We start from the raw sequence: 13,898 nt of genomic DNA, 5'->3' as shown, positions 1-13,898 counted from the left end.
ATCGCTCGCTGACCTGGGGTCATTCTCCCAAGACGCGAGGGCCATCCCAGCATGTACATCTTGTCGAGGCTCCATCCCCCCCAAGACTCCAGGAGGAGTCACCATGGGTGCTTTCGACCAGTTCAGGGACACGGCCGACGAGTACGCCGACAAGCCCAGGACCGCCGTCGGCAACAGGCGGAACGAGTCGGCCGTCGGCACGGACAACCCCGAGCGGATGGAGCGCGGGCCGCAGCAGAACGGGCAGGGACGCCGCTCCCGGTTCAAGGACGAGGCCCGTGAGCGCACGGGCTCCGAGCAGGACGATCAGGACACCCTGGCCTGACGCCTTCTTGGGCGGTCGCAGGCGTGGCCCGTGCGTTGGCGCCAGGTCAACACCGTGACACGTGAAGGGGTATCCGTTAGGGATGCCCCTTCTTCGTGTTTCTTGTGGCCGGAGAAACTCTTGTATTGTTGGCATGTTCCGGACATCATTTTTGGCGGTGCGGGTGTCTACCCGCATAGAACCGGCTCCATCCTGAACGTCCCCAACCGCCGCCGAACCGCCAGGAAAGCGGTCGCGGCAACGCCTCCAGGAGGAACCCCGTGCACCTCACCGCCACCCGGCGCACCGCGATCGCCCTCGCGCTCACCGCCGCCTCAGCCCTCACGGTCCAGGGCCTCGCCCTGCCTGCCGCTCACGCCTCCACTCCCGCCTCCGACACCCCCGCCACCAGCACGGTCGGCAGCATCGAGGCCGGCGCCGCCCGCAGCCTCGCCGCTTCCCTCGCCGACCCGACGTGGGGCGCCCAGGTCCGTACCGCCGCGCTCGGCTCCCGGCAGGTGGACCTCGGCGCGCTGGCCGGCCGTACCGCCGCGCCCGCCGGCCTCAACGCGGCCGTCTCCGGCGCGGACCGCCGGATAGCCGCCGCCAAGGGCCTGCCCTCGGCCGCGGGTTCGCTGCTGCGACTGCGGCTGGGCGCCGCGTCCATGCGGGGTGCGCTGGCCGCGGGCGCCGAGCCGCTGGTCGCCGCGGCCGCCGACGACGACGCCGCGGCCACTGTCACCGCGTACGACAGCGCCGGCCGCGTCCACACCCTCAGCTCACGGCAGACGCCGAGTAGGCCGGTCTACGTCGTCGACCTCGACGTCACCAAGGCCGTGTCCGCCGGACTCGCCCAGGTGAACAAGGCGTTCACGAAGGCGGGCCTGTCCGCCCCGGTCGCGGCGAAGGCCGACACCGCCGGCTTCTGGACCACCCGGGTCGACTCGGTCTACCTCAACGACGACGAGGAGCCGTGGATCCTGGGCGACGCCGAGATCTTCTCGATCGTCAGCGGCTTCGGGTTCGACGGCAAGGTGCGGGTGGACACCGTCGACATGCCCTACCTGGACAACGACCACACCACCTACTACCCGAACCAGATTCTCGTCAACTGGTCCAACTACAAATACAACCTGGCCGACGTCGTGATGATGGAGGACGACGGCGACACCAACTACGCCGACCTGGCCAAGGCCCTCGCCGACGCCCTGCTGACCATCACCGACCAGGGCGCCTACATCCCCCTGGTCGACGCGATCCTCGCCGCGATCCCCTCGTCCTGGTACACCAACGACGCCGACTACGTGGACTCCTGGTACACCCTCGCCCGGTCCTCCACCGGCCGTCTCAACGGCGCCCGCGGCAATGGCTGGCTGTCGGTGTCCCCGTACTTCGTCCAGCAGTTCTGACCTGCGGGCCGTGCGTCGCCCGGCCTTCGCGGTAAGGGGCGCCCTCCCTTGCGGGGCGCCCCTTACCTGTGGCGCGGAGGTAGCCGGGGACGCGCGCGGTCGGGGCGGTCGGACAGGTCGGGAGGAACGGCGGCGGCCTGCTCCGCCAGCAGGGACAGCGCGGTGTCCACGGCGACGTCGAGTTGGCCGTGACGGCCCTCGGCCCAGTCCAAAGGGGTACGCAGGCACTCGATGTCCGGGGCCACACCGTGGTTCTCCACGGACCACCCGTAGGCGTCGAACCAGGCCGCGTTCATGGGCACGGTGATGACGGTGTTGTCGCCCAGCCGGTGGCGGCCGGTCATGCCGACGACGCCGCCCCAGGTGCGCAGGCCCACGACGGGCCCGAGGCCGAGCAGTTGGAAGGCCGCGGTGATCATGTCGCCGTCCGAGGAGGTCGCCTCGTCGGCAATGGCGACTATCGGACCGCGGGGCGCGCCGCTGGTGTACGAAACGGGCTGGGCGTTACGGGTGAGGTCCCAACCCAGCACCTTTCGGGTGAGTTTCTCGATGACGAGTTCACTGATGTTGCCGCCCGCGTTCCCGCGGACATCGACCAGCAGGGCGTCGTAGGCGACCTCCTTGCGCAGGTCGCGGTTGAACTGGGCCCAGCCGGATCCCCCGAGGTCGGGGATGTGCAGATAGCCGCAGCGGCCGCCGCTCAGGTGGCGTACGACTGAGCGGCGGCGGGCGACCCAGTGCTGGTAGCGCAGCGGTCGCTCGTCCACCAGCGGGACGACGGCGACCCGGCGGGGCGCGCCGCGGCCACCCGCGGGGGTGAAGGTCAGCTCAACGGTCGTACCGCCCGCGCCGGCCAGCAACGGGTACGGGCCCGCGTGCGCGTCGACCGGCCGGCCGTCGACGTGGGTGAGGACCGCGCCCTCGCGGATGCCCGTGCCGGCGAGCGGTGAACGGGCCTTGGAGTCGGAGGACTCACCCGGCAGGATGCGGGCGACCGTCCAGGTGCCGTTCTTGTTGTGCTGGAAGTCGGCGCCGAGCAGGCCGATGGGGCGCTGGTAGTGCGGCGGCCCCTCGTTGCGGCGGGCGGGCTGTACATAGGCGTGCGAGGTGCCGAGTTCGCCCAGCACCTCACGCAGCAGGTCGGCGAACTCGTCGGGGGTGGAGACGTGTTCGACCAGCGGCCGGTACTGGTCGAGGATCGCGGGCCAGTCCACACCGCACATGTCGGGCGCCCAGAAGTAGTCGCGGATCAGGCGGCCGGCCTCCGCGTACGACTGGCGCCACTCGGCGGTGGGTTCGACCTCGTGCAGGATACGGCGCATGTCGACAAAGACGGTGGAGTCGTCGTCGCCGCGTTCGGTGGCGGGCAGCACGGCGAGCTCACCCTCGTCGAAGACGGCCAGGCGCAGTCCGTCGCCGCTGACCGCGTACCAGTCCATGTGGCGGACGAGTTCGGTGCGCTTGCACTTGCCGAGGCTGAAGAACTCAAGGGTGGGCCGCGAGGAGGGGTCGGTCGGGTTGACGAAGGTCTCGCCGAGAGCGCCGGAGATGGGCCAGCGCAGCCAGACCAGGCCGCCCTCGACGGGCTCCAGAGCGGAGTACTTGGACGCGGAGACGGGGAAGGGCGTGACCCGGTCGGGCAGCCCCTCGGTCTCGACGACCACCGGGCCGTCGCCGGTGTTCTCGACCGGGTCGAGGCCGCCGACGACGGGACTGCCCTCGACGCTCAGCGCGAAGGGCGAAGGGGTGGCGGAGTTGAGCGGTACGAGGTAGGGGCGGCAGCCCAGGGGGAAGGAAAGGTCGCCGGTATGAACGTCGTACACCGGGTCGAAGCCGCGCCAGGAGAGGAACGCCAGGTAGCGGCCGTCGCGGGTGAAGACAGGCTGTTCATCCTCAAAGCGGCCGTTGGTGACGCCGATGATCGTACGGTCGGCCAGTCGGGTGATCTTGATGGAGCGCAGGGAGCGGCCGATACCCGGGTGCGACCAGGTGAGCCAGGCGGAGTCCGGGGAGAAGGCGAGGTCGCGTACCGGGCCGTTGGTGGAGCGGATCAGTTCGACGACCGTGCCCGGCGATGATCGGATCGTGTGCGGGTCGGACCCCGTACGGGTGATCCCGCCGCCGGTGCCGCCGCCGGGTGTGCCGTCCGTCTCTTCCGACGTCATCCCGTACGACGAGCCGTCGTATGACGATCCCTCCTCGGATTCACCCTCGCCGGTGGCGACGAGCAGCAGACGGCCGTCGTGGGTGGCGACCGCGAGGGTGCCGCCGTCGGGGGAGGAGACCAGTTCCAGCACGCGGCCCAGCCGTCCGACGGCGAGGCGGGCTGGCGTGTCGCCGCCGACGGGGAGCCCGCTGTCGGCGACGTACCCGGAGACGGCGGCGGGAAAGTCGACCGGCGCTCCGTCGTCGGGACCGTCGCCGTCCGCGGACCGGCCGCCCCACCGGGTGGAGCCGGTACGGGCCCGGCCGCCCGCGGTCGTCGCGGCCGCACCGGCGCTCGCCGTCGCCGCCGGACCGGTCGCCCACTCATCGGAGGCGGACGGTTCGCGGGCCGGTGCGCGTGACGCGCGGCCGGGCAGCCGCGCCAGTTCGATGCCGTCCTCGCCCTCGGCGTCGGTGACATAGGCGACAAGGCCCGTGTCGCCCAGCATCTCCGGGAGCCGCACCCGGGAGCCGGGGACGTCGGAGAGGGTACGGGCGGGGCCGTCGCGGTGGGTGAGCCAGTACAGGCTGCCGCGGACGCACACCGCGCTCGCCCGGCCGGTGCGGTCGATCGCCAGGCCGTCGAGGTTGGCCGCGGCCGGCACCTGGTAGGGGCGGCGTCCGCTGCGGGGGCCGCCGAGCCGCAGGGGCAGCCGACGCGGGCGGGCGTCGGCCGCGGTCAGGTCCTCGACCAGCCAGAGTTCGCCCGCGCACTGGTAGACGACCCGCTGCCCGTCGGTGGAGGCGTTGCGGGCGTAGAAGTCGGCATGGTCGGTGTGGCGGCGCAGGTCCGTACCGTCGTGGCGGCAGGAGTAGAGGTTGCCGACGCCCTCGTGGTCGGACAGGAAGGCGATGCGGCCGGCGACGAACATGGGGGTCGCGAGATGGCCGGGGAGGTCCGGGACCAGACGCCGGCCGTGCAGCCACAGGCGGCCGGTGGCCCCGCCGCGGTAGCGCTTCCAGGCGTGCGGTTCGTGCGGCGGGGTGCCGGTCAGGAGGAGGGTGCGGCGTTCGCCGTCGGCGCAGTCGTAAACGGCGATGTCCGAGACCGGCCCCCACGGGAGCGGGCCGCCCGGTCCGCACTCCGTCGCGGTGGTGACGCTGTGTGCCCAGGTGTGATAGGCGAACGGCTGGCCGTGCGACGACACAGCCAGCACATGGCCGTCCGGCGACCAGGAGCACACCCGGGTGTCGGAGCTGCCCCAGTAGGTGAGGCGGCGCGGGGTGCCGCCGTCCACCGGGACGAGGTACACCTCGGGGTCGAGGCTGCGCCAGGTGGTGAAGGCGATGGTCGTACCGTCGGGTGAGAAGCGCGGCGCCCCCACCCTGGTCCGGTCCGCCGTCACCCGCCAGGCGCGACCGGGCGATCCGTCGGGCGGCCCGAGCGGGGCCACCCAGATGTCGTCCTCCGCGGCGAAGCAGAGCAGGTCGCCGTGCAGGTGCGGGAACCGGAGGTACGCGGCATCGCTCACCTCTCCCATGGTTCGGGGGGCCCGGCCGGCCGGCAACTTATCCCCGGTGGACGCGCCCCCGCGGCGCGCCGTTCAGTCGCCCGTGCCCCCGGCCGGGGCGGCCGGCGGCAGCCCGCGTACGGTGCGCGGTCTTCCGGGTGCGGGGTCCCGGGTACGCCTTCACCGGCGCCGGTTCCCGCACCTGTGACTCAGCGAAACCGTGGTACGACCGGGGCCGCGACCGCGCCGCCGGTACGTCTGCCGTCTCTCACCCCGCCCCGCCCTCCAGGAGCGACTCGGCCGCGGTCAGCCGCGCCAGCGTCCTTTCCCGCCCGAGCGCTGCCAAGGACTCGAAGAGCGGCAGCCCGACGGTGCGGCCCGTCACCGCGACCCGGACCGGTGCCTGCGCCTTGCCCAGCTTGAGACCGTGGGAGGCGGCCACCGACTCCAGCGCCTCCTTCAACGGCTCCGGAACCCACTGCGGCACCGCCGTGAAGACCGCGGCCGTCTCGCGGAGCAGCCTCAGCGCGCCCTCCTTCATCGCCTTCGCCCAGGACGCCTCGTCGTGGACCGGCTCGTCCAGGAAGAGGAAGTCGACATAGGAGGTGATCTCGGAGAGGACGGCGATCCGTGTCTGCGCCAGCGGCGCTACCGACGCGAAGACCGCCGTATCGTACGACGCCGGCGGCCACGGCGCGTGCGGGGCGGATAGCCACGGAGCGCAGGCGGAGACGAAGGCGTCCGGCGACAGCGCCCGGATGTACTCGCCGTTGAAGGCGGTCAGCTTCTTGACGTCGAAGAACGCCGAGGAGCCGTTGACGTCCTCGACGCGGAAGAGCCGTTCCAGCTCCTCGTAGGGCAGGATCTCGCGGTCTCCGCCGGGTCCCCAGCCGAGCAGCATCAGGTAGTTGACCATGGCCTCGGGGAGGTAGCCCTCGGCGAGATAGTCCTCCAGGGCGACCTTGTCGCGCCGCTTGGACAGCTTCTGGCGCTTCTCGTTGACGATGACCGGCAGATGGGCCCACACCGGGGGCACGGCGCCGAGGGCCTGCCAGAGCAGTTGCTGCTTGGGGGTGTTGGACAGGTGCTCCTCGCCCCGGATGACCTCGGTGACGCCCTCGTCCAGGTCGTCGACGACGTTGGCCAGCAGGAAGACGGGGGAGCCGTCGCCGCGGGCGATCACGAAGTCCTCGATCGCGCTGTTGGGGAAGGACGGCTCGCCGCGGACGAGGTCCACCACGACCGTCTCGCCCTCGTCGGGAGTACGGAATCGCAGCGCGCGGCCGGGCTCGTACGGCAGGTCGCGGTCGCGGCAGAAGCCGTCGTAGCCGAGGTGCTGGGAGCCCGTTCGCAGGGCCAGCGTCTCGCGGGTGCAGTCGCAGTAGTACGCGAGCCCGGCCTGATGGAGGGAGAGGGATGCCTCGCGGTGCCGGGCGGCGTTGGCGGACTGGAAGTAGGGGCCTTCGAAGTGCGGGTCGGCGGCGGAGATGCCGATGGCGGCGAGGGCGCTGATGATGCCGTCGATCCACTCCGGTTTGTTGCGGGCCGCGTCGGTGTCCTCGATGCGCAGCACGAAGGTGCCCCCGGACTGCCGGGCCACCGCCCAGTTGTAGAGCGCGGAACGGGCACCGCCGACGTGGAACATGCCGGTCGGTGAGGGGGCGAAACGGACGCGAGGTGTGGTGGCGGACATGACGTAAAGCGTAGGGCCTGCCGTGTGGATCTTGCCGAAAGTTATCCACAGGGCTGGGTTGTCCACAGGCCCGGATCCCGGCCGCTGCCCGGCGGGGGCCGGTTCGCGTAACGTGCTACCGACGGGTACGCCGGACCGGGAAGGGGCGGGCGATGGCAGCGCTGGACGCGGATGTCGTGGTGGTGGGCGCGGGTCTGGCCGGCCTGGTCGCCACCGCCGAGCTGGCCGAGGCGGGCAGGAAGGTGATCCTGGTCGACCAGGAGCCGGAGGTCTCCCTCGGCGGGCAGGCCCACTGGTCGTTCGGCGGCCTGTTCCTGGTCGACTCGCCCGAGCAGCGGCGGATGCGGATCAAGGACAGCGCGGACCTGGCGATGCAGGACTGGCTGGGCACCGCCGGCTTCGACCGCCCAGAGGACCACTGGCCGCGCCGGTGGGCGGAGGCGTATGTGCACTTCGCGGCGGGCGAGAAGCGGGCCTGGCTGCGCGAGCGCGACGTGAGGTTCTTCCCCGTGGTCGGCTGGGCGGAGCGCGGCGGGTTCCTGGCGACCGGTCCCGGCAACAGCGTGCCGCGCTTCCACATCACCTGGGGGACCGGGCCGGGCGTGGTCGCGCCGTTCGTCCGGCGGGTGCGGGAGGCGGTCGCGCAGGGGCGGGTCGAACTGCGGTTCCGCCACCGGGTGACGGGGCTGACGAAGACCGCCGGTGCGATCGACGGGGTCACCGGTGAGGTGCTGGTGCCCAGCGGCGTCGGACGGGGGCAGGCCAGCTCACGCGAGAAGGCGGGCGAGTTCAGGTTCGGCGCACAGGCCGTGATCATCGCCAGCGGAGGCATCGGCGGCAACCACGAACTGGTCCGCGCCGCCTGGCCCGAGCGCCTGGGCACGCCGCCGAAGAAGCTGCTGTCCGGCGTTCCCGCGCACGTGGACGGCCTCATGCTCGGCGTCGCCGGGTCGGCCGGCGCGTCCGGCATCAACGGAGACCGGATGTGGCACTACACCGAAGGCATCGAGAACTGGGACCCGGTCTGGGCCCGCCACGGGATCCGCATCCTGCCCGGCCCCTCCTCCCTGTGGCTGGACGCGACGGGCAAGCGGCTGCCGGTGCCGTACTTTCCCGGTTTCGACACGCTCGGCACCCTCGAACACATCATGCGCTCGGGTTACGAGTACACGTGGTTCGTCCTCACCCAGAAGATCATCGAGAAGGAGTTCGCCCTGTCGGGCTCCGAGCAGAACCCGGACCTGACCGGGAAGAGCGTGCGCGACGTGCTCAGGCGTGCGCTGCCGGGGGCGCCCGGTCCGGTCGAGGCGTTCAAGCGGCACGGTGTCGACTTCGTGGTCGAAAGCGAACTGGGCGCGCTGGTCGAGGGGATGAACGCGTTGACCGGCGAAGGGCTCCTGGACGAGGCGGGTCTGCGGCACGAGATCGAGGCGCGTGACCGGGAGGTGGCCAACACCTACACCAAGGATCTCCAGATCACCGCGATCCGCGGCGCCCGCAACTACCTCGGCGACAAGCTGATACGTACGGCCGCCCCGCACCGCCTGCTCGACCCGAAGGCGGGCCCGCTGATCGCGGTCCGGCTCAACATCCTGACCCGCAAGTCGCTCGGCGGTCTGGAGACCGACCTCGACGGCCGGGTGCTCGTCCCCGGCGAGGGCGAGTCACGCGGCGAGCCGCTGCCGGGACTGTACGCGGCGGGTGAGGCGGCCGGTTTCGGTGGCGGCGGGATGCACGGGTATCGCTCGCTGGAGGGCACGTTCCTGGGCGGCTGCCTGTTCTCGGGGCGCACGGCAGGACGGTCCGCGGCGCTCGCGACCGCGTGAGGGCTCGCTCCGGTCCGGTTGGGAGCGGGTGACGGAACGCCCGCCCCCGGACCGGGGTGCGCCGTCCCGCGGACCCGTCGTCAGCTGCGCCGCTGTAGGTTGCCCGTGCAGCCCCGCCCGCAACCGGCCGGTGTCCGCCACCGCCGTTCGCGCCGCTGGAGCATGACACGCCTTCCGTGCCCCTGCGGGTCGCCCGGTCCAGGGCGCCGCAAGGTTCCGGGGTGGGTTCAACGGGTGCGGTCAGCAGCAGTCCTTGGGGGTTGTTGTGTTTCAAGCATTGACAGGAAGTAGGGGCCTGCCCACTATGGGAGCGCTCCCACATTAAGAGTGTGTAACCCATCCATGAATCATCGCATCACCTCCCAAGACCCCGTCGGCCGCAAACGGCGCGGTCCATCCCCCCTAATGGAGGTTGTTCGCACATGGCAGTTGCAACAGTCCGACGCAGAACCGCCGTACTGGCCGCAGGGGCGCTCGTGGTCGCCTCCGGCGGTGTGGTGGCCGCGGTGAGCACCACGTCCGCCTCGGCGGCCACCGCCGGCTGCTCCGTGCAGTACACCGTGCAGACCGAGTGGAACGTGGGCTTCACCGCCTCGGTGACGGTCACGAACACCGGCAGCCCGCTGACGAGTTGGAACCTCGGATGGTCCTTCGCCGGGAACCAGCAGGTCACCCAGGGCTGGAACGCCCAGATCAGCCAGAGCGGCCAGGCGGTTACCGTGGCCAACCTGTCGTACAACGGCGCGCTGGCGACCGGCGGTTCGACCAACTTCGGGTTCAACGGCACGTACAGCGGCACGAACGTCTCGCCCACGTCCTTCACCCTGAACGGCGTCACCTGCGGCACGGGTACCGGCACCGATACCACGCCGCCGACGACTCCCCCCACCACACCCCCGACCACCACGCCCCCGACCACGACGCCGCCGACCACCCCGACGACCACCCCGCCGACGACGCCGCCCACGACTCCTCCCACCACGCCCCCGTCCGGTCAGCGCCTGGACAACCCGTATGCGGGTGCTAAGGGTTACGTCAACCCCGAGTGGTCCGCCAAGGCCTCGGGCGACGGCGGTCAGGCGATCGCCGACCAGTCGACCGCCGTGTGGCTGGACCGGATCGCCGCGATCCAGGGTGTGAACGGCGGCATGGGCCTCAAGGCGCATCTCGACGCCGCGGTCCAGCAGGCGGCCGGCGCGCCGCTCACCGTCGAGTTCGTCATCTACGACCTGCCCGGCCGTGACTGCGCCGCACTCGCCTCCAACGGTGAGTTGGGCCCGACGGAACTCGCCCGGTACGAGACCGAGTACATCGACCCGATCGCGTCGATCATGTCGGACCCGAAGTACGCGGCCCTGCGGATCGTCAACATCATCGAGCCGGACTCGCTGCCGAACATCACCACCAACGCCGGCGGCACGGCCGGTTCCACGGACGCCTGCGCGGTGATGAAGGCGAACGGCAACTACGAGAAGGGCGTCGGCTACGCGCTGAACAAGCTGGGCGCGCTGTCGAACACGTACAACTACATCGACGCCGCCCACCACGCGTGGCTCGGCTGGGACTCCAACTTCGTCCCCGCCGCCCAGGAGTTCCTTAAGGCCGCGACGAGCAGCGGCGCGACGGTCAACGACGTGCAGGGGTTCATCACCAACACGGCGAACTACAGCGCCCTGACCGAGCCGTACTTCAAGGTCACCGACAGCGTCAACGGCACCACGGTCCGGCAGTCCAAGTGGGTCGACTGGAACAACTACGTCGATGAGCTGACGTTTGCGCAGGGTCTGCGCACTGAGTTGGTCTCCATCGGCTTCAACTCGAGCATCGGCATGCTGATCGACACCTCGCGCAACGGCTGGGGCGGCACCGCGCGTCCCACCGGTCCGGGCGCCACGACGGACGTGGACACGTACGTCAACGGAGGTCGGATCGACAAGCGCATCCACGCGGGCAACTGGTGCAACCAGTCCGGCGCCGGTCTGGGTGAGCGGCCGACGGCCGCGCCGCAGCCGGGAATCGACGCTTACGTGTGGGTGAAGCCGCCCGGCGAGTCGGACGGTTCGAGCACCGCGATCGCAAACGACCAGGGCAAGGGCTTCGACCGGATGTGCGACCCGACGTACACCGGCAACGCACGCAACGGCAACAGCCCGTCCGGGGCGCTGGCGGATTCGCCCCTCGCGGGTGACTGGTTCTCCGCGCAGTTCCACCAGCTGATCCAGAACGCATACCCGCCGCTGTCGTAGCACCTCGCACGCGCCGCAGCAGTCGGGCGGCGCGTGCCGGCAGCGGATCCCCCCACCGGGCCCGTTTCGGGGCCGCACCCGGGTCACGACGACCGGGTATGCGGCCCCGCTACGGGCCCGCAGGCGTTTCCCGCCGTCCGAGGGCCCGCCGTTCGGGCGGCTCGTGCCCACGGGACCGGGCGCCGGAAAAAAGTAGCGGCACCCGGCCTGTCACCACTTCGGCTCCCGAAGCGTGTAACACGTGACAGACACTCCACCATGATTCGCCGGGAGGCCGTCGAGTCCATCGCCTGCCGCGACCGGTCCGGAAGGGATACGGGGCGGGCGGTGGCCGCCGGAACCGTCGGGCACCATGGTGGGGGAAGGCACGTACGGCAGGAGGCACTACTGATGGACGACTACGAGGACGCGGGCGCGGACGTCGGCGCCGGGGCCAGCGTCGGCGTCGGCGTCGGCGTTGCCGTCCACGGGACGGCGGAGGACGGCTGGGAGGCGGTCCGGGCCGCCTTCGCGGACAACTTCGCCCGCCGGGGCGACCGGGGGGCCGCGGTCGCGCTCTACCGGCACGGGCGGAAGGTGGTCGACCTGTGGGCGGGAACGGCCGACTTCGACGGGCCCGCGGGCGACCGGGACACCGGCGACGGGGACGCCGGGACCGCGTGGACCGAGGAATCCGTCCATACGGTCAGATCGGCGGGCAAAGGCGTGGCGGCGGCCTGCCTGCTGCTGCTGCACCAGCGGGGCCAACTGGACCTGGACGCCCCGGTGGGGGCGTACTGGACCGAGTTCAAGGCCCGCGGCAAAGAACGGGTGACGGTACGGCAGCTGCTGGCGCACCGGGCGGGTGTGCCGGCACTGGACACTCCGCTCACCCCCGAACAGGCGCTGGACGGGGTGTCCGGGCCCCGGGCGGTCGCCGCGCAGGCACCGCTCTTCCCCGCGGGGGTCGCCCACGGGTATCACGCGCAGACGTACAGCTGGCTGCTCGGCGAGCTGGTGCTGCGGGCCTCGGGGCGGACTATCGGCCGCTTCGTGGCGGAGGAGATCGCCCGGCCGCTCGGTCTCGATCTGTGGGTCGGGCTGCCACCGGAACAGACGCGCCGGGTGGGCCGGATCGGGGAGACAGCCGCGCCGCCACCGACCGCGTCGGGCAGCCTGCGGGCCCGGCCCAAGAGGGCCGTGCAGGACGCGTACGCCGATCCCGAGTCGCTCACCCGCCGTGCCTTCGCCGCGATCACCCCGCTGCCCGACGAGAACGATCCGGCGTACCGCGCCGGGGAGCTGGCGGCCTCGAACACGATCGCCGACGCACGATCACTGGCCCGGTTCTACGCCGCCCTGATCGGTGAGGTGGAGGGCGGGCGGCGGCTGTTCGTGCCGGCCACGCTCACCGCGGCCCGCACGGTGGAGTCCGAGGGGCCGGACCAGGTGCTGGTGATCAACACCCGGTTCGGGCTCGGGTACATGCTGCACGGGCCGGCATCACCGCTGCTGGGCTCGGGCGCGTTCGGACATCCGGGGCGCGGCGGTTCGCTGGCCTTCGCCGACCCGGCGCACGGCATAGGCTTCGGTTACGTCACCAACGGCCTCCAGCAGAACGTGACCGCCGATCCCCGTGCCCAGGCACTGGTCAGGGCTGTGCGGCAGTCCATAGGCTGAGCCGATGGGACGGTTCGAGACATACGGCGTGCTGGTGACGGGCGGGGCCCGCGGGATCGGTGAGGCGACCGCCCGCAGGTTCGCGGCGGAGGGCGCGGCGGTGCTGATCGCCGACATCGACGGGGACGCGGCCGTGAGGACCGCTGCCGCCATCCGGGCCGGAGGCGCTCGTACGGAGGGGTACCGCTGTGACGTGGCGGACCGGGTGTCCGTCGACGCGGCGGTCGCGCACGCGGTGGCGGCGTTCGGCGGGCTGGACGTACTGGTCAACAACGCCTACTCGTGCAGCCCTCATCAGGACGACTTCGCCGAGGAGTCCGAGGAGGCGTGGCGTCTCGACCTGGACGTCTCGCTGACCGGCGCGATGCGCTGCTCGCGCGCCGCGCTGCCCTATCTCACCGCGGCGCCGTCGCGCCGCGGGGCGATCGTCAACATCGGCTCCGTCAACGGCCTCTCCGCCTTCGGCAACCACGCCTACAGCGCCGCTAAAGCGGGCCTGATGTCCCTCACCCGCTCGATGGCGGTGCAGGTGGCGCCCAGCGGGGTCCGGGTCAACTGTGTGGCGCCGGGCACGATTCGCACTCCGGCGTGGGAGGGACGCGAAGGCGTGCTGGAACGGGCCGCTCACGCCTACCCGTTGGGCCGGGTCGGCGAGCCGGAGGATATCGCGGCAGCGGTCACCTTCCTGGCGTCGGCGGACGCGGCCTGGATCACCGGGGTGACGCTGCCGGTCGAGGGCGGCATCCTGCAGAGCAACGCGGGATTCACGGAAGCGCTGGCGGTGCAGTAGCAGCGGGCAGCTCCGCCGTGCACCCCGGTCGTCCTGATCGAACCGGGGTGCCGAAGACGCCGGGCGGCACGGACCTACGGCGGGGCGCGGGCCGGGACAACTCGTGGGCCGCGGCGCCGCGGGGGTCGGCCGGGGCTGCCGATTCACGGACAGGTCCGGCGCAAGCTCACGGCAGCGGGCTGTGCGGGTGTCAGGATCCAGCGGGCGGAGGAGGTGCCGGGCCCGGTGTGCGACCGGGCCCCGTACCGCCCACCGGAGGAGTACACACGTCCGTGTCCGTGAGCCGCTGTCTTGGGCCGCCGCCCGCCCGCCGGC

General features: G+C 71.7%; 8 protein-coding genes. 6 read left to right on the top strand and 2 right to left on the bottom strand.

Annotated elements, in window-relative coordinates; translation table 11 throughout:
- The first annotated feature begins 103 nt into the window (after positions 1-103).
- Positions 104-325, top strand: coding sequence for a hypothetical protein (locus tag RLT57_RS10315; protein ID WP_311297079.1), 222 nt, complete (start codon positions 104-106; stop codon positions 323-325).
- A gap of 260 nt (positions 326-585) precedes the next feature.
- On the top strand, positions 586-1,713 hold the full coding sequence (locus tag RLT57_RS10310; RefSeq protein ID WP_311297078.1) for a DUF3103 family protein: 1,128 nt from the start codon (positions 586-588) through the stop codon (positions 1,711-1,713).
- 62 nt (positions 1,714-1,775) lie between these two features.
- Here the strand turns inward: RLT57_RS10310 and RLT57_RS10305 are convergent, their stop codons facing one another.
- Together RLT57_RS10305 and gltX are read right to left on the bottom strand one after the other, a co-directional pair.
- A complete protein-coding gene (locus RLT57_RS10305) occupies positions 1,776-5,399 on the bottom strand; it encodes a S41 family peptidase (RefSeq protein ID WP_311297077.1) in 3,624 nt (1,207 codons plus the stop codon).
- A 238-nt stretch (positions 5,400-5,637) separates the two neighbouring features.
- Positions 5,638-7,014 carry a glutamate--tRNA ligase gene (gltX, locus tag RLT57_RS10300; protein ID WP_311300659.1) on the bottom strand — a complete coding sequence of 459 codons (1,377 nt, stop codon included), beginning with the start codon at positions 7,012-7,014 and terminating at the stop codon, positions 5,638-5,640.
- 200 nt (positions 7,015-7,214) lie between these two features.
- On the opposite strand from gltX, the gene RLT57_RS10295 reads away from it, so the two are divergent.
- The 4 genes from RLT57_RS10295 (at position 7,215) to RLT57_RS10280 (ending at position 13,583) form a co-directional block, all read left to right on the top strand.
- A complete protein-coding gene (locus RLT57_RS10295) occupies positions 7,215-8,888 on the top strand; it encodes an FAD-binding dehydrogenase (RefSeq protein ID WP_311297076.1) in 1,674 nt (557 codons plus the stop codon).
- 422 nt (positions 8,889-9,310) lie between these two features.
- The gene (locus RLT57_RS10290; RefSeq protein WP_311297075.1) at positions 9,311-11,134 is read left to right on the top strand and encodes a glycoside hydrolase family 6 protein; all 1,824 of its coding nucleotides are present in this window, start codon (positions 9,311-9,313) and stop codon (positions 11,132-11,134) included.
- 390 nt (positions 11,135-11,524) lie between these two features.
- Positions 11,525-12,793 carry a serine hydrolase domain-containing protein gene (locus RLT57_RS10285; protein WP_311297074.1) on the top strand — a complete coding sequence of 423 codons (1,269 nt, stop codon included), beginning with the start codon at positions 11,525-11,527 and terminating at the stop codon, positions 12,791-12,793.
- Positions 12,794-12,797: 4 nt separating this feature from the next.
- Positions 12,798-13,583: an SDR family NAD(P)-dependent oxidoreductase gene (locus tag RLT57_RS10280; RefSeq protein WP_311297073.1), complete on the top strand. Its 786-nt coding sequence runs from the start codon at positions 12,798-12,800 to the stop codon at positions 13,581-13,583.
- Positions 13,584-13,898: the final 315 nt, after the last annotated feature.

The organism is Streptomyces sp. ITFR-21, from assembly GCF_031844685.1.
Lineage (GTDB): Bacteria > Actinomycetota > Actinomycetes > Streptomycetales > Streptomycetaceae > Actinacidiphila.
Note: the sequence above shows the minus strand (reverse complement) of the source record. Positions and strands in the feature narration are given on the sequence as shown.

Coding starts and splice junctions, on each gene's coding strand:
- RLT57_RS10315 (WP_311297079.1), top strand. CDS start 104: ATGGGTGCTTTCGACCAGTTCAGGGACACGGCCGACGAGTACGCCGAC.
- RLT57_RS10305 (WP_311297077.1), bottom strand. CDS start 5,399: ATGGGAGAGGTGAGCGATGCCGCGTACCTCCGGTTCCCGCACCTGCAC.
- gltX (WP_311300659.1), bottom strand. CDS start 7,014: ATGTTCCACGTCGGCGGTGCCCGTTCCGCGCTCTACAACTGGGCGGTG.
- RLT57_RS10295 (WP_311297076.1), top strand. CDS start 7,215: ATGGCAGCGCTGGACGCGGATGTCGTGGTGGTGGGCGCGGGTCTGGCC.
- RLT57_RS10290 (WP_311297075.1), top strand. CDS start 9,311: ATGGCAGTTGCAACAGTCCGACGCAGAACCGCCGTACTGGCCGCAGGG.
- RLT57_RS10285 (WP_311297074.1), top strand. CDS start 11,525: ATGGACGACTACGAGGACGCGGGCGCGGACGTCGGCGCCGGGGCCAGC.
- RLT57_RS10280 (WP_311297073.1), top strand. CDS start 12,798: ATGGGACGGTTCGAGACATACGGCGTGCTGGTGACGGGCGGGGCCCGC.